A 23,712-nucleotide genomic window follows, 5' to 3' on the forward strand; every position below is an offset into this window, starting at 1 on the left:
CTTCCCGGCGTACCGGATGACCGGAAAGAGGGACCCATGGCGTGAGTGAATAGGGGCATGCTCTTCGACTTCACGCACGGCCACGACGGTGAACGGCTCAGGGGTGTGTACGGCGGTGATCCCTCCAGGGGCACCGCCGTGGTGCTGCACGGCGCGGGCACCGGCAGCATGGAGCGACTGCGTCCGCTGGTGCGGGAGTTCGTGGCGCACGGCTGTCGCGGGGTCGCCTTCGACTTCTCCGGGCACGGCGAAAGCACGGGAAAACTGGGGGAGTTGAGTCTGAGCCGACGGTTCGAGCAGGCCGTCGCGGTGATCGACGCGTACGCGGGGGCGGACGGGCCGCTCGTCCTGGTGGGATTCAGCATGAGCGGGCAGACGGTGGCGGATCTCGTCCGGCACTACGGGGATCGGGTGGCGGCGCTGGGGCTGTGTGCGCCCGCCGTGTATGCCGACGAGGCGTGGGACGTGCCCTTCGGGCAAGGGGACGGCCGGTTCAGCGGGATCATCCGGCGGCCCGACAGCTGGCGGGCGGCGCCCGCGCTTCAGACGCTGCGGGCCTACGAGGGCCGGGCGGTGCTCGCGGTGCCGGGCACGGACACGGTGATCCCGCCCGCGGTGACCGAGGCCGTGCAGGACGCACTGGCCGCGCGCGCCCAGTACACACGGTTCGACCTTCCGGACGCGCAGCACCAGCTGGGACTGTGGTTCCGTGATCACGACGACGACCGGCGGGAGTTCGTGGCGGCGGTGCTGACCGGCCTCGACGACCGGGGCTGGTCGGCCACGCGTGCGTGGGTGACCAAGCAACTCGGCCACGGCCGCTCGGTCGCCGACTCCCGCCTCCTGTACGGCGGTTGGAGCTCCCAGATGCGCCGACTCACGCTCTACGACGGCACGGCGCTGGTGCAACGGACCTTCGTGAAGCCGTTCTTCCGCCACGCGGCGCCTGGGCTGCTGGCCCGAGAGACGTCCGTACTGGCGCTGCTCGCCGGGCAGGAGGGCATCCCGGCGCCCGGATTCGTCGCGGTGGACGCCACGGCCGAACACTGCGACCACCCGACCCTGTTGATGTCCGCGCTGCCCGGCCGCGTCCGCGTGGACGAGGACGACCTCGACCGGCGCCTGGACCTCCTCGCGGCCCAGCTCGTCCGCGTCCACCGTGTCGCACCGGACGAAAGACCGCGCACGTACCAGGCGTGGACGTCCCCGGAGCGTGTCCGCACCCCGGCCGGCCCTCTGTGGGAGCGGGCCGTGGACGTGCTCCGCCGCGACCCACCGTCGTACGAAGGCTGCTTCCTGCACCGCGACTTCCACCCCGGGAACGTGCTCTTCACGGGAGCCGGGCCGGGGCTGCGGATCACCGGTGTCGTGGACTGGGTCGAGACCTCGTGGGGGCCCGCCGACCTGGACGTGGCGCACTGCTCGACCGCGCTCGCGCTGCTGCACGGGCCGGCGCACGGGCTGGAGTTCCGCGAACGGTACGAGGCACACGGCGGGCACGAACTCGCCGACGACCGCGACCACCTGTACTGGCGGCTGCTCGACGCCCTGCACTACTGCCCCGACGCGGCGAAGCTGGCCGGACCGTGGCGTGACCTGGGGCGTGACGATCTGACGTCCGGGGTGCTGGGAGAACGGCTGGAGGCGTACGTGGACGGACTGCTGCAGCGGTACGGCTGACCGGCCGTGGATCTCACATCCGGCCGGTCCGCGGACACCGTGCGACGAAGGCGAAATCCCCGGAGTGTCTTCCCGCTCCTGCGTATCGACGATGGCCTGGGCGAGGTTCACCGTCATGGTCGCCAGGTCGGCCCGCAGCGGCGGGACCGCCGTCACATCACCGCGGATCCAGCGCACCCGTTCACGCCGCTGCCGAACCCAGGCGGAGCCGGCCGTGTCGGACCACGGAATTTCACCGGCCCCGCCTGGGGTGACCGGCCTACCAGATCGCGTCCACCCACTCCGGGTGGTCGATGAACGGGTTGCGGTTGTGCTGGTAGGTGTCGTAGATGACCTGGTTGCGCTTCTCCTCGAAGGCGCTCGGCGGGTCCTCGTCGTTCCACTGCTTGAGGACCGAGAGCTTGCCGATGTAGGGGTTGGTGCCGTTGTCGACCTTCTCGTCGGGCTCCAGGTCGGGGAAGCCGTCGCCGCCGTCGTAGCGGACCGCCATGTAGAGGATCATGCGGGCGACGTCGCCCTTGTCGGCGTCGCGCGGCTCGAAGGAGTCGGAGTCGACCTTGCTGCCGCCGCCGCCCGTGACCGTGCTGCCGCCGTTGTCGAAGTCCAGGTTGCCGCGGATGCTGTTGACCGTCACGTCCGCCGGGCGCAGGTGGTGGAGGTCCGTGCCGGGGCCGGTCGCGGTGCCGAAGTCGCCGTGGGACTTGGCCCACACGTGCTCGCGGTTCCAGTCGCCCGTGTCGCCGCCGTTGAGGGACTTGGCACGGGAGACACCGCTGTACAGCAGGATCACGTCGTTGCTGTTGTTCGGGTCCTGGTCGGTGACCTTCAGCGCGTCCCAGACCGCGGAGTACGAGATCTTCGTCTGGCTGCTGATGATCGTGTGCAGGGAGGACTTCAGGCTCGCGCCCGTCTTGCCGATCGCGTTCTTGTAGTACGTCGAGTCGTAGTCGGTGGTCGTGGCGCCGGCCGGAGTCGCGGTCAGGGCCGGGGCGGTGAGGCCGACCAGGACGGCTGCGGTGGCCCAGGCCACGGACTTCCAGCGGCGGGTGCGTGTCGCCAGCATGTGGGGGTCCCATCTACGCGGGTTGAATGGAGGCGGCAGACGGGAGCGTGTCATGGACACGCAGTCAGGTAAAGAGAGTAAAGGTGTCCATCGGGTTACCTGGACCGGCAAATCGTGCTGTCTCCACGCGAGTTGACGCAGTGGAACGGCCCCCGAGCGGTGCTCGGGGGCCGTTTCCGTGTGCCGGTGCCGGTGCCGGTGCCGGTGCCGGTCAGCCGACGTCCGACGGGTCAAGCCGGTAGAGCGACGACGAGCTCGACCGGGAAGAGGAGGATGAGGACTTCGAGTTCGAGTTCGACGTGGAACTCTTGCTGTACGAGCTCTCCTTCACCGCCGTACCGTGCTGCTTCACCCAGTTCGACACCGCGGTGCTGAGGGTGTTGCCGCCGCCAGGGCCGCCGCCCATGCCGCCGCTGCCGATCTGGATGTAGTGCAGCTCGCCCTTCTTCACGAGCTCCTTGAGCCTGGCCACAGTCATCGCGTTGTCGGAGCCGGTGAAGCCCCACATGGAGATGACCGGTTCCCTGGCGCTGAGCTCGATCTGGGCGGCGCTCTGCGAGTTGGACACCGCGAGCAGCCACTTGGCGCCGTCCTGGTGTTTCTTCAGGTACGCGATGAGCTCACTGTCCGCGCCGCCCATGCCACCGCCGGGGCCGCCGCCGAAGCCGCGCTGTCCGGACGTACCACCGCTCCCACCGGTGCCACCGGGTGCCATACCACCCAACTCGCCGTTGCCGCCGGGAACTTGGCCGCTGCCCTGCTGGGCGCCGCCCGGCAGCTCGCCGTTCCCCCCGCCCGGCAGTTCGCCGTTCTGACCCTGCTGACCGCCGCCGGGGAAGCCGCCCGTGCCCTCGGCCTGGCCACCGGCCTGGTCGCTGCCACCGCCCTGCCGGGTGCCGCCCGGCATCTCGCCCCCGCCCGGGAAGCCGCCGCGGGTGCGGCCGGGTCCGCCGCCGAAGCCGCCTCCCGTGGAGGGACCCGCCGTCGGGTTGGTGCCGCCCATCATGCCGCCGGAGGAGCCGAAGGCCGGTGAGGCCGCGTAGGCCGTCGGGCCCGCGAGCGCGGCGATCACCGCCGCCGCCAGGGACGCGGTCAGCAGCCGGGCGCGGGAGCCGAAGAGCAGCATGCCGACCACGCCGGCCACGGTCAGGACGCCGATCGTGGGCCACAGCCAGGTGTTCCAGCCGGAGGCACGACGGAGCAGGGTGATCGCCCAGATGCCGGTGACGCCGAAGGCGAGGGGAAGGACCCACGCCCACCGCTTGTCGTTCCGGAACGCCCGCAGCAGCATCGCGCCACCGCCGCCGCACAGCGCCGCGATGCCCGGAGCCAGAGCGGTCGTGTAGTACGGGTGCATGGTGCCCTGCGCGGTCGCGAAGATCACGTAGTGCAGCAGGGTCCAACCGCCCCACAGGACCAGTGCCATCCGGCGGAGGTCGGTGCGCGGAGCGCGCCCGCACAGCACCAGCCCGCCGATCAGGGCGATCGCGGAGAAGGGCAGCAGCCAGGAGATCTGGCCGCCGAGGATGTCGTTGAACATCCGGCCCAGGCCCGCGGAGCCGGAGAAGCCGCCTCCGCCTCCGCCACCGCCTCCGCCGTTGCCCTCGCCGCCGAGGACGCGGCCGAGACCGTCGTAGCCCATGATCAGGTCCCAGGCGGAGCCGTCCGTGGAGCCGCCGATGTAGGGGCGGTCGGAGGCCGGGATCAGAGAGACGGCGATGGCCCACCAGAAGCTGGAGACGGCCAGCACGACCGCGGCGAGCAGCAGGTTGACGATCCGCTTCACCCAGGGGGCCTTCGACGCGTGGAGATAGAGCGCGAAGACGGCCGGCAGTGCGATGTAGCCCGCCAGCAGCTTGGTGTTGAAGGCCAGGCCGAAGCATGCCGCCGAGCCGAGCAGCGGCAGCAGCTTCTCGTCACGGGTGGCGCGCATCGCGAGCGCCGCGCCCGACACCATGAGGAAGACGAGCAGGGTGTCGGGGTTGTTGTCGCGGTTGATGGCGACGGTGATCGGGGTCAGCGTCAGCACCAGCGCGGCGACGGTTGCCGCGCCGTGCCCCCACACCCGCTTCACGCTGGTGTGCAGGATCCAGATCGTGGCGAGGGCCACCACGATCATCGGCGCCATCATCTGCCAGGTGCCGAAGCCGAAGACGCGGCACGACAGGCCCATGACCATGAGCGCGAACGGCGGTTTGTCGACGGTCAGGAAGTTGCCCGGGTCCAGCGACCCGAAGAACCAGGCCTTCCAACTTTGCGTGCCCGCCCAGACGGCACCGCTGTAGAAGGTGTTCATGTTGGAGCCGGAGAGATTCCAGGCGTACAGCACCGTCGCCAGGACCAGGATCGCGACCAGCGCGGGCAGCGACCAGCGGGGCGCCTTGTCCGGGGGCACCGCGGGTGGGGCCGGCGGCGGCCAGTCGGCGGACACGGTCTCGGTGGTGTGGGGGAGTGGATCGGTGGCAGATGTCACGAGCGCATCGTGCAAAGGCGGAGTGAGTGCGCGCTGTGGCGAACCTGGCTCCTGGCTGTGAATTGGCCAAGGCCGCGTCACGCCTCGTACTGCTTTTGCCCAACGGGTGCGGTGATGCGTACAACCATTCAGTCGAACCCGTGCGTCAACACAGGCATGACTCACCGGACTTCCACCAGACGCGCAAGAGCGCTCGCCGCAGGGGCCGTTGGCCTCGGCGTCCTCATACCCGTGGTGGCCGCCGCCGCGCCCGCCGCGGCCGCCACCACACCGACCGTCAGCTGTACGTCCTCCAAGGCCGGACTGGCCACCAAGCTCCAGAAGGACATCACCGCCGCCCTCGCGAGCCGCACGGGCACCGTCTCCGTCGGCCTCTACGACCGTTCCACCAACACGACGTGCTCGCTGCGGGCCACCTCTTCCTACGACTCCGCGAGCGCCGTGAAGGTCACCGTCCTCGCCACGCTGCTGTGGGACGCCAAGAAGCACAACCGGTATCTGACCGACACCGAGGCCTCGCTGGCCAAGGCCATGATCACCAAGTCGGACAACACCGCGACCAGCAAGCTCTGGAAGCAGCTGGGCCTGACGAAGATCAAGGGCTTCCTGAGCGCCGCCGGCATGACGAAGACCGTCCCCGGCGCGAACGGATACTGGGGCCTGACCCAGATCAACGTCACCGACGAGCAGAAGCTGCTCAAGCTGGTCACCGCGCCGAACACGGTCCTGAGTGACAACTCCCGTGCGTACATCCTGAAGTTGATGAGCCAGGTCATCTCCTCGCAGCGCTGGGGCACGCCGTACGGAGCGCCCTCCGGGGTTTCGGTCCACGTCAAGAACGGCTGGCTGCAGCGCTCCACGCACGGCTGGCGGGTGCACAGCCTCGGCACCTTCAACGGCGGCGGCCACGACTACATGATCACGGTGCTGACGTGGGGCAACAGCACCATGAGCTACGGCATCAACACCATCCAGGGCGTCGCCAAGGTGATTCACAGGGATCTCGCCGCGAGTTGACCCCTGCCGGTCTCCCGCCCGTCACTCACCCGTCCTAGCGTGACGCCCATGCGCCTGAGAACCGTACTCGCGACCGTCACCGCGGCCCTGGCGGCGGCCACCTGTCTGACCGCCGCCGGGCCCGCCGCGGCCAACTCCCGTATCGGCAAGGCATGTTCGCCCTCCGTCTCCATCGACCGCTTCTCCGACGCGCTCGACAAGACGACGTACCAGGGGTCCTTCGTCGGCAACTTCTCCGCGCTCGCCGTGGACCGCGACGGCTCGATCGCCGCGCTGGAGGACCGCTCGTCCCTCTTCGGCCTGGACCCGGCGACCCTCGCGCCGAAGTCCGTCGTCCCGCTCGCCGACGAGAAGGGCGCCGCGCTCGACAGCGAGGGCCTGGTCATCGACCGGGACGGCACCCGGCTGATCACCTCGGAGACCGAGCCGTCGATTCGCCGCTACAGCGTGGACGGCAAGATCCTCGACCGCCTCCCGGTCCCGTCCGCGCTCCTCGTCGCCCCCGCGGGCCGGGCCACGTCCAACCAGACCTTCGAGGGCCTGACCCTCCTCCCCGGCGGCCGCACCCTGCTGGCGTCCATGGAGAACGCGATCTCGGGCGACGCCACGAACACCGTCCGCTTCCAGACCTGGCAGCGGACGAAGGGCGGGCACTTCCGGCTCGGCGCCCAGTACGCGTACCCGGTCGACTCCGGTCTCGGCGTCCCGGAGGTCCAGGCCACCCCCGACGGCCGCCTGCTCGTCCTGGAGCGCGGCTTCACCTCCGGTGTCGGCAACACGGTCCGCCTCTACCTCGCCGACCCGCGCCATGCGACGGACACCAGCGGTATCGAGAACCTGACGGGCCGGCCCGGCGTGCGCATGATCAAGAAGACGCTGCTCACGGACATGGTGACCTGCCCGTCACTGGGAGCGACGGCCAAGCAGGCCCAGCCCAATCCCCTCCTCGACAACATCGAGGGCATGACGATCACGGGCCGCGACGCCCGGGGCCGTCTGAAGGTCCTCCTGGTCAGCGACGACAACCAGAACGCGGCGCAGACGACCCGCTTCTACTACTTGCGGGTACGGGTCTGATCGTCCCCTTCGTTCTTTCCCCCGCTTTGTCCCCCGCTTCGTCCCACGATTTGTTGCAGCGGGATGAAATCGCGGCCCGTACGCGTTGGTGCCTTCCGGTAGATCAGGACTTCTGAGCGATGGAGGGCACCCGCGTGGAACCGCAACGGGGATGGGCACGACGACTGGCGGCATACGCCTGGCGCTACCCCAAGGACGTGCTCCTCGCCCTCGGCTCCTCGCTCGCCGGCATGGCTGTCATGGCGCTGGTCCCGCTCGTCACCAAGGTGATCATCGACGACGTGATCGGTGATCACAGCCGGCGTATGGCGCCCTGGGCCGGCGCCCTGCTCGGCGCCGCCGTCCTCGTGTACATCGCCACCTACATACGCCGCTACTACGGCGGCCGCCTCGCCCTCGACGTCCAGCACGACCTGCGGACCGAGATGTTCGAGACGATCACCCGGCTCGACGGGCGCCGCCAGGACGAGCTGTCCACCGGCCAGGTCGTCGGCCGCGCCACCAGCGACCTCCAGCTGATCCAGAGCCTGCTCTTCATGCTCCCGATGACCATCGGGAACGTCCTGCTCTTCCTGATCTCCCTCGTGATCATGGCCTGGCTGTCGCTGCCGCTGACCCTGGTCGCCCTCGCCGTCGCCCCCGCCCTGTGGTGGATCGCCAAGCGCAGCCGCTCCAAGCTGCACCCCGCCACCTGGTACGCCCAGGCCCAGGCCGCCGCCGTCGCGGGTGTGGTCGACGGCGCCGTCAGCGGCGTACGCGTGGTGAAGGGCTTCGGGCAGGAGGAGCAGGAGACCGGGAAGCTCAGGGAGGTCGGGCGGCGGTTGTTCGCGGGGCGGCTGCGCACCATCCGGCTGAACAGCAAGTACACCCCGGCCCTCCAGGCCGTTCCCGCGCTCGGCCAGGTCGCCATGCTGGCGCTGGGCGGCTGGCTGGCCGTCCGCGGGCACATCACCCTCGGCACCTTCGTCGCCTTCTCCACCTACCTCGCTCAGCTGGTCGGCCCGGTCCGGATGCTCGCCATGGTCCTCACGGTCGGACAGCAGGCGCGGGCCGGCACCGAGCGCGTCCTGGAGCTGATCGACACCCAGCCGTCCCTCACCGGCGGCACCAAGACCCTCCCCGCCGACGCGCCCGCCGCCGTCGAGTTCGACGACGTCTCCTTCGGGTACGACCGCGCCTCCGGCAAAACCAGCCCCGTCCTCGACGGGCTGAGCTTCGAGATCCGCCCCGGCGAGACCCTCGCGGTCGTCGGCTCCTCCGGCTCCGGCAAGTCCACGGTCTCCCTCCTCCTCCCGCGCTTCTACGACGTCACCCACGGCGCCGTCCTCATCGGCGGCCACGACGTCCGCGAGCTCACCCTCGACTCGCTGCGGGCCGCGATCGGGCTGGTGCCCGAGGACTCCTTCCTCTTCTCGGACACCGTGCGGAGCAACATCGCCTACGGCCGTCCGGACGCCACCGACGAGCAGATCGAGGCCGCCGCGCGTGCCGCCCAGGCGGACCGTTTCATCACGGAACTGCCGGACGGCTACGACACCAAGGTCGGCGAGCACGGCCTGACCCTGTCCGGCGGTCAGCGCCAGCGCGTCGCCCTCGCCCGCGCGATCCTCACCGACCCGCGCCTGCTCGTCCTCGACGACGCGACGTCCGCCGTGGACGCCCGCGTGGAGCACGAGATCCACGAGGCCCTGAAGCAGGTCATGCAGGGCCGCACCACCCTGCTCATCGCCCACCGCCGCTCCACGCTCAACCTCGCCGACCGCATAGCCGTCCTCGACGCCGGCCGCCTCGCCGACATCGGCACCCACGATGAACTGCAGGAACGGTCCGCCCTCTACCGCCGGCTGCTCACCGACCCCGACGAGCTCGGCGGTGTCTCGCCCGGCCACACCCAGCCCTCCGCACCGGCCGAGGACACCTCCGTACGGGACTCGGTACGGGACGAGCTGGACGCCGAGTTCGACGCCCAGCGCGGCCTGACGCCCCGCCTGTGGACCGGCGACCGCGAACCCAAGGACACCGCGCTGGCCGGGACGCCGGCCACGCCCGAACTTCTCGCCCTGGTCGACGCGCTGCCCCCGGCGACCGACACCCCGGACATCGACGAGGCGCGGGCGGTGCGGCCGGAGGAGTCGTACGGCCTGAAGCGGCTGCTGCGCGGCTTCGGGCTCCCGCTGCTGGTCAGCCTGGCGCTCGTCGCCGTGGACGCGGGCATGAGCCTGCTGCTGCCGATCATGATCCGGCACGGCATCGACCAGGGCGTCACCAAGCTGGCCCTCGGCGCGGTCTGGTCGGCCTCCCTGCTGGCGCTGCTCGCCGTGGTGGTGCAGTGGGCGGCGCAGCGCGGTGAGACCCGGATGACAGGGCGCACCGGGGAGAGGGTTCTGTACTCGCTCCGTCTGAAGATCTTCGCGCAGCTCCAGCGGCTCGGACTCGACTACTACGAGCGGGAGTTGACCGGCAGGATCATGACGCGGATGACAACCGACGTCGACGCGCTCTCGACATTCCTGCAGACCGGTCTGGTCACCGCGTTCGTCTCGGTCGTCACGTTCTTCGGCATCATGGTCGCCCTGCTGGTCATCGACGTGCAGCTGGCGCTCGTGGTCTTCGCGACCCTGCCGCCGCTGATCGTCGCCACGTTCTTCTTCCGCCGGGCGAGCGTGAAGGCGTACGAACTGGCCCGTGAGCGGGTTTCGGTGGTCAACGCGGACCTGCAGGAGTCGGTGTCGGGGCTGCGGATCGTGCAGGCCTTCCGGCGCGAGGGCGACGGCGGCCGGCGCTTCGCGGAGCGCAGCGACAGCTACCGCCAGGCCCGTGTCAGGGGACAGTGGCTGATCTCGATCTACTTCCCCTTCGTGCAGCTCCTGTCGTCCGTCGCCGCCGCCTCCGTACTGATCGCGGGCGCGGGACGGGTCGACGACGCCACGCTGACGACCGGCGCGCTGGTGGCGTACCTGCTCTACATCGACCTGTTCTTCGCCCCGGTCCAGCAGCTCTCCCAGGTCTTCGACGGCTACCAGCAGGCCACCGTCTCCCTCGGCCGCATCCAGGAACTGCTCCAGGAGCCGACCTCCACCAAGTCCGCCGACGAACCCCTCGAAGTGCTCTCCCTGCGCGGCGAGGTCGCCTTCGAGGACGTGCACTTCGCGTACGGGGAGGACGAAGAAGCCCTCGGCGGCATCGACCTGAGGATCCCGGCCGGGCAGACCGTCGCGTTCGTCGGGGAGACCGGCGCCGGCAAGTCGACCCTCGTCAAGCTCGTGGCGCGGTTCTACGACCCCACGGGCGGCCGGGTCACGGTCGACGGCCAGGACCTGCGCACCCTCGACATCACCTCCTACCGGCACCGGCTCGGTGTCGTCCCCCAGGAGGCGTACCTCTTCCAGGGCACCGTCCGCGACGCCATCGCCTACGGCCGCCCGGACGCCACCGACGCCGAGGTCGAGGCGGCGGCCCGGGCGGTCGGCGCGCACGAGATGATCGCCACGCTCGACGGCGGCTACCTCCACGAGGTCGCCGAACGCGGCCGCAACCTCTCGGCCGGCCAGCGCCAGCTGATCGCCCTGGCCCGCGCGGAACTCGTCGCCCCCGACGTCCTCCTCCTCGACGAGGCGACGGCCGCCCTCGACCTGGCCACCGAGGCCCAGGTCAACCAGGCCACCGACCGCCTCGCAGGCCGCCGCACCACGCTCGTGGTGGCCCACCGCCTGACCACCGCGGCCCGCGCGGACCGCGTCGTGGTCATGGATCACGGCCGGGTCGTCGAGGACGGCACACACGAGGAGCTGCTGGCGCTGGACGGCCGGTACGCCGCGCTGTGGCGGACGTTCATCGGGCAGGCCGAGCCCGAGGAGCCGGTGGGCGCGGCTTACTGACGGCCGTGCAACCATCCGACATACGTCCTGCGTCCGTACACCCGTACGTTCATCGTCGGGGTACGGGAGGGATCACAGTGGACAGTGGTGCGATACGGCGGCGGCTCGGGGCGGTCCTCGGTGTGCTCACCGCTTCCGGGCTGCTTGCGCTCGCGGCGCCGGGGGTGGCACAGGCCGCCGACCCCTCGTCCTGTTCCGGCCGCAAGATCAGGACGTTCACCTTCTCCACCGGCTCCGTGAGGCTCTACAAGGACGGCAACTACCTCTGCGCCGTCACCGCTCCCAACAGCGGCGGCGGCAAGCGCCCGATGATGGTCAGCCTGCAGGCCCGCGGTTTTGAACCGGTCGTCGACAAGGGGCTGTTCGCGCAGCACGCCGGCCCGGTCCGCTCGTACGTCGGACACCGCAAGGTGTGGATCAAGGGTTCGGTCGGCCGGGGGTCGTACGACTCCGGTGGCTGGAAGCGCTACTAACCCGCCAATCACAGCAGTAATCCCCCATCTCCCCTGGTGCGTAACGGAGTTGCTCCGGTAGCTTCCGCTCGCACATCTGACTCACAGGGGAGGGTGCATGCGCAAGGCGCTCAGATGGCTGCTCGCGCTCGCCGTGTTCATAGGCACGCTGAGCACGGCGGGAGCGGCCACCGCCGCACAGCCGGAGGCCACCGGAACGACCGACATCAAGGATCAGCTGCTCGCCATTCCGGGGATGAGCCTGATCGAGGAGAAGCCGTACACCGGCTACCGCTTCTTCGTCCTGGACTACACCCAGCCGGTGGACCACCGCGACCCGTCCAAGGGCACGTTCCAGCAGCGGATCACCGTGCTGCACAAGGACGTCAGCCGCCCGACGGTCTTCTACACCGGCGGCTACAACGTCTCCACGACCCCCAGCCGCCGCGAGCCGACCCAGATCGTGGACGGCAACCAGGTCTCCATGGAGTACCGCTTCTTCACCCCCTCCCGGCCCGACCCGGCCGACTGGAGCAAGCTGGACATCTGGCAGGCGGCCAGCGACCAGCACCGTGTCTTCAAGGCGCTGAAGTCCATCTACACGAAGAACTGGATCTCCACCGGTGGCTCGAAGGGCGGTATGACCGCCACCTACTACAAGCGCTTCTATCCGCGCGACATGGACGGCGTCGTCGCGTACGTCGCCCCGAACGACGTCGTCAACGACGAGGACTCCGCCTACGACCGCTTCTTCACCAAGGTGGGCACCAAGGAGTGCCGCGACCGGCTGAACGCCGTGCAGCGCGAGGCGCTCGTGCGCCGGGAGCCGCTGGAGAAGAAGTACGCGGCCTACGCGGCGGACAACGGCTACACCTTCACCACGATCGGCAGCCTGGACCGGGCGTACGAGGCCGTCGTCCTCGACTACGTATGGGGCTTCTGGCAGTACAGCCTGCTGTCCGACTGCGCCACCGTCCCGGCGGACGCGAGGACCGCGACCGACCAGGCGATCTGGGACTCCGTGGACACCATCTCCGGCTTCTCCGCCTACGCGGACCAGGGCCTGGAGCAGTACACGCCGTACTACTACCAGGCGGGGACACAGCTGGGCGCGCCGGACATCCACTTCCCGTACATCGAGAAGCAGTACATCCGGTACGGCTACGAGTCGCCGCGGAACCTGGTCCCGCGCGACATCCCGATGAAGTTCCAGCCGTACGCGATGCGCGACGTCGACTCCTGGGTGCGGCACCACGCCCACCACATGCTCTTCGTCTACGGCCAGAACGACCCGTGGGGCGCGGAGCGCTTCCGCGTCGGCAAGGGCGCGGAGGACTCCTACGTCTTCACGGCACCCGGGCTGAACCACGGCGCCAACGTCGCCGGGCTGGTCGCCGACCAGAAGGCGCTGGCCACCGCCCGCATCCTGCAGTGGGCCGGTGTCCCCGCCACCTCCACGGCCACGGCGAAGCCGCTGGCCAGGTTCGACAGCAGGCTGGACGTGCGGGGAGTGGAGCGCGAGCCGGCCATGCGCCCGTAGATCTGCCGACTCCCATGCTGCGCCCGGCAGTTGTTCACACCCGCCGGGCGCAGCCCACCGGCTCCGCGCCGTTCAGCTGCACGTACAGCGCTGTCGCCGCGGGGCACTGGGCGCGCCCGGCGACCGCCTTCGCCACCTTGTACTGCGGTTTCCGCTTGCCGCTGCCGTCGCACGCCGTCTCGCGGACCTGCCCGCTCCCGGAGCCGTAGACGCAGTCGCCGACGATGGTGCGGGGGCCGCCCCCGCCGCCCGGGTCACCGGGATGCGGGGGCTCCAGGTTGCGCATACAGGCGTAGCCCTGCGGGATCGAGCCGTCGCCGTCCTCGCCGGAGGACGGGCTCTGCCGGCTGATGTGCAGGACGAAGTCCGTGGTCGCCGGGCACAGCGGACCCCCGCCCACCGTGCCGTCGTAGCGGGCCACGACCCGGGCCGCCGCCCGCTCGCTGGTGCACGGCACCTCGGTGAAGCTCGTCGAACCGAACGAGCTGCACTCGTCCACGGCCAGGAACACCGCCCCGTAGCCGGAGGGCTGCGTCGTGGTCGCCCTCGGTGTCGCGCCGGCCGGGCCGTCGTCGCCCGCCCCGGCCCTCAGCACCTGGCAGCCGGTCAGCAGCGCAGCGACCAGTACCAGCAGTGCGCAGACCACCCCCACGGAACTTCTCTCACGCATCGCGAACCCCCCGGGCACCTCCCCAGATGACCCGCGTCCAGCGTGACCCGCCGCAGCGGGCGCACGCCAGACGCGCGGGAGGCTTTGGGTCAGTTTGGGGTTGCACGCCGGGTGTGAGACGTACGCCCCCTACGCCCGACGTACCGGCGCCGCACGCACCTGGTGCTAGTACGACAATCCGTACCCGATGGGATACAGCACCTTCGCCGGATCGTCCGCCTGCTGCACCGCAACCGGCAGCCTGCCCCGCGGTGCCGCACGGCCCGCGATGACCCGCACGGCCGCCCGCAGCTCCACGTCGGTCCACGAGTACGAGGCCAAGTGGGCGGAGGCGGACGGGAGTTGGGCCACGTCGTAGGGGTTGCGGACGGCGAGGGCCACCACCGGCTTCCCGGTCGCCGCCAGCTGCTCGACCAGCGTGCGCTGCGAGCTGCCCGCGGTGACGTTGTAGGTGCCCACGACCACCGCGTCCGCGTCCCGCGCCGCCGCGACCGCCGTGGCGATGGTGGCCGCGGAGGGGGCCGTGCCCGTGGACAGGGCGGTCGCGGCGAAGCCCAGTTCGGTGAGGGCGGTTGCGAGGACGCCGGTGGGCGGTCCCGTCGTACCGGAGGGGGAGGCCGGGTCGGCTCCGACGACCAGGACCTTCCGGTGGGTGCGCCGGGACAGCGGCAGCAGGCCCGCCTCGTTGACCAGCAGGGTCGTCGTGCGCTCGGCGATGCGGTCGGCGGCAGCGAGGTGCTCCGCCGTGCCCACGGTGCGGTCGACGCCGTTCCGGCTGACGTAGGGGGCGTCGAAGAGCCGTAGCCTCGCCTTGAGCCTGAGGATGCGCAGGATCGATTCGTCCAGCCGGGATTCGGTGAGTTCGCCGTCCTGCACGGCCTTGAGGACGGCGTTCCAGGCCGTGGCGAGGTCGGGCGGGTTGAGGAGCTGGTCGACGCCGGCCTTGAGGGCGAGCACGGGGACGCGGTCGTCGCCGTACTTGGTCCGCACGCCCTGCATCCCCAGGGAGTCCGTCACCACCACCCCGTCGTAGCCCAGCTCCTCGCGCAGGATGCCGGTGAGGATCGGGTGGGAGAGGGTGGCCGGGTCGCCGGAGCCGTCCAGGGCCGGGAACTGGATGTGCGCGGTCATGATCGAGTCGATGCCCGCCCTGACGGCCGCCCGGAACGGCACGGCGTCCAGCTTCTCCCACAGTTCCCGGCTGTGGGTGATCACCGGGAAGCCGTAGTGGCTGTCGACGGCCGTGTCCCCGTGCCCGGGGAAGTGCTTGGCGGCCGCGGCGACCGACGAGCTCTGGTACCCGGCGACCTCGGCGGCGACCAGGCCCGCCACCGCGTCGGGGTCGGCACCGAAGGAGCGGACGCCGATGACCGGGTTGGCCGGGTTGATGTTCACGTCGGCGTCGGGGGAGTAGTCCTGGTTGATGCCCATCGCGCGCAGCTCGGCGCCGGAGATACGGCCGAGGGTGCGGGCGTCCTCGCGGGAGCCGCCGGCGCCCATGGCCATGGCGCCCGGGAAGAGGGTGGCGGGCCGGCCGACGCGGCAGACGATGCCGTGTTCCTGGTCGGTGGTGATGAGGACCGGCAGGCCGCGGGGCCGGGTGAGGGAGGCGCGCTGGATCCCGTTGGAGAGGTCGGCGATCTGGTGGGGGTCCTTGGTGTTGTGTGCCCAGGTGAAGTAGATGATGCCGCCGACGTGGTACCTGGCGATCAGTTCGGCGGCCGTGCGGACGCCGATCTCCTGGAGGTTGGCGTCGATGTCGGCCTGGTCCGGGTCGGTGGCCGAGTGGCCGTAGACCCGCATGACGAAGAGCTGGCCGACCTTCTCCTCCAGGGTCATGCGGGAGACGAGGGAGCGGAGCTTCTTGTCGCCGGGGGTGCCGGCCTCGGCGGTGGTGCCGATGGCCAGAGCCGCGGTGACGCCCGCGGTGGCGGCGAGGACGGTACGTCTGGAGGGCACGTGCGCTCCTTCCGGAGTGATCCGTTGGAGATCGACTGAAGGAAACTTCCGTGAGGGAGTCAATATCCGGGAAGTTTCTGCCGGTCAAGGGAGCGCGCAGGGCAGGGGCTTTCGTCGAGGGGCCGCCATCGGCGCTGTTGGAGGGGGGCGCGCCGATGGCGGCGTGCTGCCGGCCGCAGTACGGCGGAGAGGGTGGGTCAGCGATCGCAGCCAGCAGCGAGGGCCGACACCGCACGGCGGAGACTCTTCCGGCAGCTTGCGGGTTGGACGAACCGTATTCGGGGCGGGTTCCCGCGTTCCCCGCGATTCCCGGAAGTCGGTGCCCGAGGGGTCAACGAGGCGGGTGAGACATGATGGTCGGCCACTGCTCCTGCAAGGTGCGTACGGTCTCTGCGATCGCGGACGACATGTGGCTGCGGGTGTCCGGGGTCGGGGCGTGCAGCCGGTCTCGGTGACGTGGGGGCGACGGGAAGTCGTCCATCCCGTGGACGGGGAGGCGATCTGGCCCGTGCTCGGCCGATCATGAGGGTATGCCCGTAGTCACCATCCCCGGTTCCAAGTCCCTCACCGCCCGCGCGCTCTTCCTGGCGGCGGCGGCCGACGGAGTCACCACCCTCGTACGGCCCCTCCGCTCGGACGACACCGAGGGCTTCGCCGAGGGGCTGGTCCGGCTCGGGTATCGCGTCGGCCGGACCCGGGACGCCTGGCAGGTGGACGGCCGTCCGCAGGGCCCTTCGGTGAGTGAGGCGGACGTGTACTGCCGGGACGGCGCCACGACGGCCCGCTTCCTGCCGACGCTGGCGGCGGCGGGGCACGGCACGTACCGCTTCGACGCGTCGGCCCAGATGCGGCGCCGGCCGCTGCTGCCCCTGACCCGCGCCCTGCGCGACCTGGGGGTCGACCTGCGGCACGAGGAGGCGGAGGGACACCACCCGCTGACGGTGCGGGCGGCGGGGGTCGAGGGCGGCGAGGTGGTCCTGGACGCAGGGCAGTCCTCGCAGTACCTGACGGCGTTGTTGCTGCTGGGGCCGCTGACCCGGAAGGGCCTGCGGATCCGGGTCACCGATCTGGTGTCCGTCCCCTATGTGGAGATCACGATCGCGATGATGCGGGAGTTCGGGGTGGCGGCGGAGCGGGAGGGCGATGTGTTCGTGGTCCCGCCGGGCGGCTACCGGGCGACCACGTACGCGATCGAGCCCGACGCGTCGACGGCCAGCTACTTCTTCGCGGCGGCCGCGGTGACCCCGGGCGCCGAGGTCACGGTGCCGGGGCTGGGCACGGGGGCGCTCCAGGGCGACCTCGGCTTCGTCGACGTGCTGCGGAGGATGGGCGCGGAGGTGTCGGTGCGCCCGGACGGTACGACGGTCAGGGGGACGGGGGTGCTGCGCGGCCTGACGGTCAACATGCGGGACATCTCGGACACGATGCCGACGCTGGCCGCGATCGCCCCGTTCGCGGACGGGCCGGTGCGGATCGAGGACGTGGCGAACACGCGGGTGAAGGAGTGCGACCGGCTGGAGGCCTGCGCGCAGAACCTGCGGCGACTGGGGGTGGAGGTGGAGACGGGCCCGGGCCGGATCGAGATCCGGCCCGGGGTGCCGTCCGGAACCGGTGCGGAGATCACGACGCACGGCGACCACCGCATCGTCATGTCCTTCGCGGTCACCGGGCTGCGGGTGCCGGGTATTTCGTTCGACGACCCCGGCTGTGTACGGAAGACTTTCCCGGGCTTTCATGAGGCGTTCGCGGAGCTGAGGAGTGGGCTGGGGGATGACCGGTGAGCTGCGGGCCGTTCTCTTCGACTCGGGCGGTGTACTGATCCGTCCGGTCGGTGGACGCTGGAACCCGAGGGCCGACTTCGAGACGACGATCCTCGCGCACGACCCGACGGTCACACCGGAGCGGTTCGCGCGGGCGATCGCCGCGGGGGAGGACTTCTTCGCCGCCTCGGAGTCGACGCCGGACTACGACGACTACCACCGGGTACTGCTGCGTGACCTGGGCCTGGAGCCGACTCCGGCGCTGCTCGCCGAACTGCTCCGAGAGGTTCCGGTGAACATGGTGCTCGAGACCTACCCCGACGTCGCAAAGACCCTGGCGGAGCTCCGCCACCGAGGCGTTCGCATGGCGGTCGTGTCGGACGCGTGGCCGGGGCTGGCCGAGGCCCACGACGAGCTGGGCATCGGCGGCTACTTCGAGGCGTACGCGATCTCGGCCGTCCTCGGTTGCCGCAAGCCGGACCCGCGGATGTACCGGCACGCGAGCGACGCGTTGGGGTTGCGGGCGGCGGAGTGCGTGTTCGTGGACGACGACCCGGAGCTGGTGGCGGCGGCGATCGAACTCGGTTATTCGGGGCGGGTGTTGTGCCGGGACGGGGCGGTGGCGGGGGCGCCCGGGATGCCGGTCCCGTCCATCACCGACTTGAGCGAGATCGTCGAACTGTTCTGAAGGGGAGTCGCCGGGTGGGTCACGCACTTGAAGGGCCGTTGCTGGAAGGCGAGTTGGTGCGCCTCGAATCGCTGGAGCACCGGCATGCCGCCGATCTGGCGCTGGCCGCGGAGGAGGAGCGCGGCACATACGAGTTCACCTGGGTGCCGAGAGCCGATGAGGTACGCGGCTACATCGACGCCCAGCTCGCCCGCGCGGCCACGGGACGGCTCGCGCCGTACGCCCAGGTGTCGGTCGCGACCGGGCGGGCGATGGGCGCGACCTCGTACTGGGAGCCGCGCTGCTGGCAGTCGGACGACCAACTGGACGCCGTGGAGGTCGGGTTCACGTGGCTGGCCCGGTCGGCGCAGGGCACGGGCATCAACGCCGAGGCCAAGCTGCTGCTCTTCCGGCACGCCTTCGAGGTGTGGGGCGTGTCGCGGGTCGACCTGAAGACGGACGCGCGCAACAGCCGCTCCAGGGCGGCGATCCAGAGCGTCGGGGCGCGCTTCGAGGGCGTCCTCAGGAACTGGTCGCGGTCCTGGGTGCCGGGGGAGGAGGGGCGGTTGCGCGACTCCGCGATCTTCTCCATCACGGCGGCGGAGTGGCCGGACTCCCGGCAGCGGCTGGAACAGCGGGTGGCGGCGTTCGTGGCGGCCGGCGTGTGATCGACTCGGCGCCGCTCAGCAGCAGTTGATCCCGCACCGCCGCCAGCACCGCCTCCGCCCCCGTCCGCACCGCCGCGAACACGTTCCGCGAGGCCGGCTCCCCCTCCGTCTCCAGCACCGCCACCCGGCGGCGCGCATACGACGGCCGCACCAGCCGCGGGATCAGCGCCACCCGCCGCCCTGCCTCCACCAGCGCCGCCGGCGCACCCCGGTCGTTCACCGCATGCCGCACGTCCGGCGTGAATCCGGCCGCCGCGCACACCGAACGCGCCACCGCCCCGCAGCGGCCGTGCGCCGCCCCCACGATCCACGCGTCACGCGCCGGCGCCCGCAGGGCCACCGGGCCCCGGCCGACGAGGCGGTGCCCGGCCGGTACGACCAGATCCAGGACGTCCGTGAACAGGTCCACCCGGTCGTACCGGTCGTCCGTGTGCGGCGGCGCCCTCGCGAAGTCCACCGCCGGCGCCACGTCGACCTGGCCCGCGTCGAGCGCGGTGAACAGGTCCGGGGGCTCCGCCTCCACGACGTCCACGCGCACCCCTGGCAGCCGTCCGGCCGGCGCCCGCAGCACCCCGGGCAGCAGCCCCAGGATCCCGCTGGAGAAGCACCCGATGAACGGTGCCTGGACGGGGCGGCGAGGATCACCGGGCGTCCGGCGCAGCGCCGCGGAGCCGCACATCGGTACAGCCCGCGGAGCGCTACGCGCAGTCGTTCAGCAACCGCCCCAGATGCTCCCGCCCCGCCGCCAGCAGCTCCGGCAGCGGTGCGGCCTCCTCGTACCACCGCTTCTCGTACTCCCAGCACAGCCAGCCGTCCCAGCCGTGCCGGGAGAGGACCTCCACGGTCTCGGTGAGCGGGAGCACGCCGGCGCCGAGGGCGAGCGGGGTCGTGTCGTCGGCCGAGGCGATGTCCTTGACCTGGACGTAGCCCAGGTAGGGGGAGAGGGCCGCAAACGACTCCGCGGGCTGTTCGCCGCCCAGCCACGTGTGCATGACGTCCCAGAGGGCGCCGGCATGGCGGTGTCCGACCCGGCCGAGGATGCGGATCACGTCGGCGGCCCTGCGGTGCGAGTCGTGGGTCTCCAGGAGGATGCGTACGCCGAGGTCAGCGGCGTGCTCCGCGGCCGTGCCGAGCCGTCGGGCGGCCACCGCGTCGGCGCGTTGGACGGTCTGTTCGTGGTCGGCGCCGGGGAAGACCCGGATGTACGGGGCGCCGAGGTCGCGGGCGAGTTCGAGGAGGCCACGGATCTCGTCGATCACCGGGCCGTCGTCGCCGGGGGCGGCCACCCGCGCGTACCCGGCGAGGCCCAGCACCTCGATGCCGCCCGCCTTGAACTCGGCGGCCACGTCGGCCCGCTGGGCGAGGTCGATGCCTGGGTGGACCGGCTCCTCCGGATGCGCGCGCAGTTCGACGCCGTGGTAGCCGTGGGTGGCCGCGAGCCGGACCACGTCCGGGATGGGCAGGCCGGGGACGCCGAGGGTGGAGAACGCGAATCTCATGGTTCCCACTCTCACTCGGGGGTGCCGTGCAGGTCCAGGCGCCAGTCCTGGCCGTTCAGGTCCTGTCCGAAAGAACGGTGCGGTTTCTCGGCGACGAGCACGAAGCCGTGGCGCTGGTAGATGCGGCGGGCGGCGGCCAGGACGTCGTTGGTCCACAGGACGAGCTCGCGGTAGCCGGCAACGCGCGCGAAGTCGACGACGGCCCGTACGAGCCGGTCGCCGATGCCGAGCCCGCGCGCATCCGGCTCGACCAGCAGCAGCCGCAGCCGGGCCGTGCCCGGTGCCTCGTCCCGCACGCACATCACGCATCCCACCGGCCGCCCGTCCAGCTCGGCGATCCACACCCGCTCCAGATGCGGGTCGTGGTCCTCGGCGAAGTCGGCGACGATCCGCGCCACCAGTCCCTCGTAGTCGGCGTTGAAGCCGTACTCGACGGCATACAGCGCGGCGTTGCGCTGCACGATCCAGCCCAGGTCGCCCGGACCGGGCTCGCGCAGGACGACGTCCTCGCGGCGGGGCGGGCGCCCGTCGGAGAGGATCTCGCGGACGGCCCGCATCGCCTCCGCCAGACGCGGCCGGTCGGCGGCCGGCACGGTGGACAGCAGCGCGCCCACGGATTCGTTCGCACGCTCGGCGAGCAGGGCGGCCGTCTCGCGCCCGAGGTACGTGAGCGAGACGCGGCGGCGCCGGGTGTCGTCGGCGGACTTGGTGCGCTCGATCAGCCCGTCCGACTCGAACTTGTTGAGGATCCGGCTCAGGTACCCGGCGTCCAGGGAGAGTTCGGCCCGCAGGTCGGCCGCGTCCGTTCGCGGGGAGTGCGCCAGTTCGTACAGGACGCGGGACTCGGTCAGGGTGTACGGGGCGTACAGCTGACGGCTGTAGTCGAGGGCGCCGATGACGTTCGTGTAGAAGCGGTTGAACGTGCGGATGTCCTGGACGGTCATGAGTGTCGACCCCCGGATGGTTGTCCCGGATACGTGAACCAGATAGTTGACTCAGTCAGAGATAGCACCGGGTCCGAGACTAGGACACCCCCACCGCCGTGGCTACCCCGCGCGACGGCCCGGTGGAAGCTGTGAGCGAACGGCGCCTCACGCGCCCGGGGGCGCTCCCTAGCATCGCGGTCATGGAGACGACGGTGACCACGACCGCGGCGTACGACGAACACGCCGACTGGTACGACGAGCACATGTCGGCCGACGGTGTCGGCGACTACGTCCAGCGGGTCCGCGCGACCCTCGGCGACCTGCTGGGCCGCGGCAGCGGAAGGTGCCTCGACGTCTGCTGCGGCACCGGCGCCCACGCGTCCCGGCTGGGCGGACTGGGCTGGACGCCGGTGGGTGTCGACCTCTCCCGCGGTCAACTGCGCCATGCGGTACGGCGGTTGCCGGTCGCGGCCGCCGACGCGACGGCGCTCCCGCTGGCGGACGCCTCGGTACCGGCCGCGGTATGCGTGCTCGCGAGCACGGACGTGCCGGACTACGCGGCGGTGCTGCGCGAGATCGCACGGGTGCTGGAGCCCGGCGGGCGGTTCGTGCATCTGGGCGTGCACCCCTGCTTCGTCGGCGCCTTCGCGGACCGGACCGACCCGCCGAGGGTGGTGGTGGGCCCCGCCTACGCCGACCGCTCCCGCCGCTTCGACGGCGGGAACCCGGCGGGCGTACGGGCCCGGGTCGGCGCCTGGCACATCCCCCTGTCCGACCTCCTGAACGCCACGTCGACCGCGGGCCTGCACCTCACCCGCACCACGGAGACGGGCCCGGCACCCGGCGTCCCGGAGCTGTTCGGCTTCCTGGCGGTGAAGGATGGAACCGGTGAAGGCTTCCTGGCGGTGAAGGACGGAACCGGCCTGTAGGGGCCCGCACCCTTGTGTCGGGCGGACCCTCGGCGCCGGTCCGCGTCATCGGCGCAGGCCCGGCGATCCCAGCCCGTCCGGCGTTCGAGGACGAGGCCCCTTCAGGGCCGAAAGCGGGGGTCTGGGGGCTGCAAGTCCCCAGCCGACGGCACGGCAAGCGCCGGATGTCGATCCACGCAACGGCGCCCTCAGCCCCGCGGCACCCCGGAGGACCCCCGCACCATCAGCTCCCCCCGAACCGTGGCCGTCCCCCCGGGCGGCGGCTCCTCCCGCCCCATGGCGATCCGCCCGGCCCGGGCCCCCGCCTCCGCCAACGGCAACCGCACTGTCGTGAGCGCGGGCACCGCGTCGACGCTGAACGGCAGATCGTCGAACCCGGCGACCGACACGTCCTCCGGAATCCGCAGCCCGGACTCCCGCAGCGCCGCACACGCCCCGAGCGCGACGGAGTCGTTCGCCGCGACCACCGCCGTGAGCGACGGGTCCCGGCGGAGCAGTTCCAGTGTCGCCTCGTACCCGGACGTCCGGTCGTACCGCCCCCACATCGTCGACCGGGGATCCTCCTCGATGCCCGCCGCGGCCAGCGCTGCCCGGTGCCCCTCAAGGCGGTGCCGCGTCGTCGTCCGCTCCTCCGGCCCCGCGATATAGCCGAGGCGCCGGTGCCCCAGCCCGATCAGGTGCTCGGTCAGCCGCTGCCCGCCCCCGCGGTTGTCGAAGGCCAGCGCGATCGCCGCGGTGTCCGGTGCCGGCGGCCGCCCGCACAGCACCACCCGCGTCCCGGCGTCCGTCAGCTTCCGCAGCTTGGACGCGACCGCCGCCGCGTGCGGCTCGTTCTCCATGGCGCCACCGGTCAGCACGACCGCCGCCGCCCGCTGCCGCTGCAGGAGCGTCAGATACGTCAGCTCGCGCTCCGGAGAACCCCCCGTGTTGCAGACGACCGCCAGCCGCTCACCACCGGCCCGGCCGCCCGGCCCCCCGATCTCCGACTGGATCGCACTCGCCATGATCCCGAAGAAGGGGTCGGCGATGTCGTTGACGAGAATCCCGACCAGATCGGAAGTCGCCGCCGCCAGCGCGCTGGCCGGCCCGTTCAGCACGTAGTCCAGCTCGTCGACCGCCTTCAGCACCCGCTCACGGGTGGAGGTGGCCACGGGATAGTTCCCGTTCAGCACGCGCGACACCGTCGCGGGGGAGACCTGCGCGCGGGCCGCCACGTCCGCCAGGGTCACCGTCATCTCGTCGTCCTCCGGTCGCGCGGTTCGTCGCGCATCTCTCGTACCTCGTCGTACGTCCGTACCTCGTCGTACGTCCTCGTAGACAGGCCACGCCGGGCCCCCGGTTCCGAGCACGTCGAGCAGACCTTACGGCCAGAACCCCCCACTGTTCGTCCCCTCGAACAACTCGAAGCGGTCACGGTCTTGTCCGGACCGCTGCTCAGAGGCTAGCTTCTCCTT

Annotated in this window: 18 protein-coding genes; 10 read left to right on the plus strand and 8 right to left on the minus strand. The window is 71.3% G+C overall.

Annotated elements, in window-relative coordinates; all coding sequences use genetic code 11:
- Positions 1–57 precede the first annotated feature (57 nt).
- Positions 58–1,680: an alpha/beta fold hydrolase gene (locus LJ657_RS00520; RefSeq protein ID WP_232646080.1), complete on the plus strand. Its 1,623-nt coding sequence runs from the start codon at positions 58–60 to the stop codon at positions 1,678–1,680.
- 259 nt (positions 1,681–1,939) lie between these two features.
- Here LJ657_RS00520 and LJ657_RS00530 read toward each other — a convergent pair whose 3' ends face one another.
- Together LJ657_RS00530 and LJ657_RS00535 are read right to left on the minus strand one after the other, a co-directional pair.
- Complete coding sequence (locus tag LJ657_RS00530) at positions 1,940–2,743, minus strand: endonuclease I family protein (protein WP_232646081.1); 804 nt, start codon at positions 2,741–2,743, stop codon at positions 1,940–1,942.
- 211 nt (positions 2,744–2,954) lie between these two features.
- Entirely contained in the window at positions 2,955–5,216 is a 2,262-nt protein-coding gene (locus LJ657_RS00535) for an ArnT family glycosyltransferase (RefSeq protein ID WP_232646082.1), read from the minus strand.
- A gap of 156 nt (positions 5,217–5,372) precedes the next feature.
- On the opposite strand from LJ657_RS00535, the gene LJ657_RS00540 reads away from it, so the two are divergent.
- The 5 genes from LJ657_RS00540 to LJ657_RS00560 all read left to right on the plus strand — a co-directional run bounded on the left by LJ657_RS00540 (position 5,373) and on the right by LJ657_RS00560 (position 13,180).
- Positions 5,373–6,233 (plus strand): serine hydrolase, encoded by an 861-nt coding sequence (locus LJ657_RS00540; RefSeq protein ID WP_232646083.1) that lies wholly within the window; start codon positions 5,373–5,375, stop codon positions 6,231–6,233.
- Positions 6,234–6,281: 48 nt separating this feature from the next.
- The gene (locus tag LJ657_RS00545) at positions 6,282–7,310 is read left to right on the plus strand and encodes an esterase-like activity of phytase family protein (protein WP_232646084.1); all 1,029 of its coding nucleotides are present in this window, start codon (positions 6,282–6,284) and stop codon (positions 7,308–7,310) included.
- Between the two features lie 134 nt (positions 7,311–7,444).
- The gene (locus LJ657_RS00550; protein ID WP_232646085.1) at positions 7,445–11,188 is read left to right on the plus strand and encodes an ABC transporter ATP-binding protein; all 3,744 of its coding nucleotides are present in this window, start codon (positions 7,445–7,447) and stop codon (positions 11,186–11,188) included.
- 77 nt (positions 11,189–11,265) lie between these two features.
- Entirely contained in the window at positions 11,266–11,661 is a 396-nt protein-coding gene (locus LJ657_RS00555; RefSeq protein WP_232646086.1) for a hypothetical protein, read from the plus strand.
- A gap of 97 nt (positions 11,662–11,758) precedes the next feature.
- Positions 11,759–13,180: a S28 family serine protease gene (locus tag LJ657_RS00560; protein ID WP_232646087.1), complete on the plus strand. Its 1,422-nt coding sequence runs from the start codon at positions 11,759–11,761 to the stop codon at positions 13,178–13,180.
- Between the two features lie 34 nt (positions 13,181–13,214).
- Here the strand turns inward: LJ657_RS00560 and LJ657_RS00565 are convergent, their stop codons facing one another.
- The gene (locus LJ657_RS00565) at positions 13,215–13,850 is read right to left on the minus strand and encodes a hypothetical protein (RefSeq protein ID WP_232646088.1); all 636 of its coding nucleotides are present in this window, start codon (positions 13,848–13,850) and stop codon (positions 13,215–13,217) included.
- Positions 13,851–14,015: 165 nt separating this feature from the next.
- Complete coding sequence (locus LJ657_RS00570) at positions 14,016–15,809, minus strand: glycoside hydrolase family 3 protein (RefSeq protein ID WP_232646089.1); 1,794 nt, start codon at positions 15,807–15,809, stop codon at positions 14,016–14,018.
- Positions 15,810–16,339: 530 nt separating this feature from the next.
- Between LJ657_RS00570 and aroA the strand changes: the two genes are divergently transcribed.
- The 3 genes from aroA to LJ657_RS00585 are packed head-to-tail and all read left to right on the plus strand — an operon-like array spanning position 16,340 to position 18,904.
- Positions 16,340–17,590 carry a 3-phosphoshikimate 1-carboxyvinyltransferase gene (gene aroA / locus LJ657_RS00575; protein WP_232646090.1) on the plus strand — a complete coding sequence of 417 codons (1,251 nt, stop codon included), beginning with the start codon at positions 16,340–16,342 and terminating at the stop codon, positions 17,588–17,590.
- Entirely contained in the window at positions 17,580–18,257 is a 678-nt protein-coding gene (locus LJ657_RS00580) for an HAD family hydrolase (RefSeq protein WP_232646091.1), read from the plus strand. The genes aroA and LJ657_RS00580 overlap by 11 nt, the downstream gene beginning before the upstream one ends.
- A 14-nt stretch (positions 18,258–18,271) precedes the next feature.
- Entirely contained in the window at positions 18,272–18,904 is a 633-nt protein-coding gene (locus LJ657_RS00585) for a GNAT family N-acetyltransferase (protein WP_232646092.1), read from the plus strand.
- On the opposite strand, the gene LJ657_RS00590 is transcribed toward LJ657_RS00585, so the two are convergent.
- From LJ657_RS00590 to LJ657_RS00600, 3 genes are read right to left on the minus strand one after another with little or no spacing between them, the layout of a single operon-like run.
- Positions 18,828–19,583 carry a LysR substrate-binding domain-containing protein gene (locus tag LJ657_RS00590; protein ID WP_232646093.1) on the minus strand — a complete coding sequence of 252 codons (756 nt, stop codon included), beginning with the start codon at positions 19,581–19,583 and terminating at the stop codon, positions 18,828–18,830. The two genes, LJ657_RS00585 and LJ657_RS00590, sit on opposite strands and share 77 nt — an antisense overlap.
- Before the next feature lie 19 nt (positions 19,584–19,602).
- On the minus strand, positions 19,603–20,403 hold the full coding sequence (locus LJ657_RS00595; RefSeq protein WP_232646094.1) for a sugar phosphate isomerase/epimerase family protein: 801 nt from the start codon (positions 20,401–20,403) through the stop codon (positions 19,603–19,605).
- A gap of 11 nt (positions 20,404–20,414) precedes the next feature.
- Positions 20,415–21,347: a bifunctional helix-turn-helix transcriptional regulator/GNAT family N-acetyltransferase gene (locus LJ657_RS00600; RefSeq protein ID WP_232646095.1), complete on the minus strand. Its 933-nt coding sequence runs from the start codon at positions 21,345–21,347 to the stop codon at positions 20,415–20,417.
- Between the two features lie 182 nt (positions 21,348–21,529).
- On the opposite strand from LJ657_RS00600, the gene LJ657_RS00605 reads away from it, so the two are divergent.
- The gene (locus LJ657_RS00605) at positions 21,530–22,258 is read left to right on the plus strand and encodes a class I SAM-dependent methyltransferase (protein WP_232646096.1); all 729 of its coding nucleotides are present in this window, start codon (positions 21,530–21,532) and stop codon (positions 22,256–22,258) included.
- Between the two features lie 188 nt (positions 22,259–22,446).
- Here LJ657_RS00605 and LJ657_RS00610 read toward each other — a convergent pair whose 3' ends face one another.
- A complete protein-coding gene (locus LJ657_RS00610; RefSeq protein ID WP_232646097.1) occupies positions 22,447–23,493 on the minus strand; it encodes a LacI family DNA-binding transcriptional regulator in 1,047 nt (348 codons plus the stop codon).
- Positions 23,494–23,712: the final 219 nt, after the last annotated feature.

The sequence above is a fragment of the Streptomyces guryensis genome (assembly GCF_021261325.1).
GTDB lineage: Bacteria > Actinomycetota > Actinomycetes > Streptomycetales > Streptomycetaceae > Streptomyces > Streptomyces guryensis.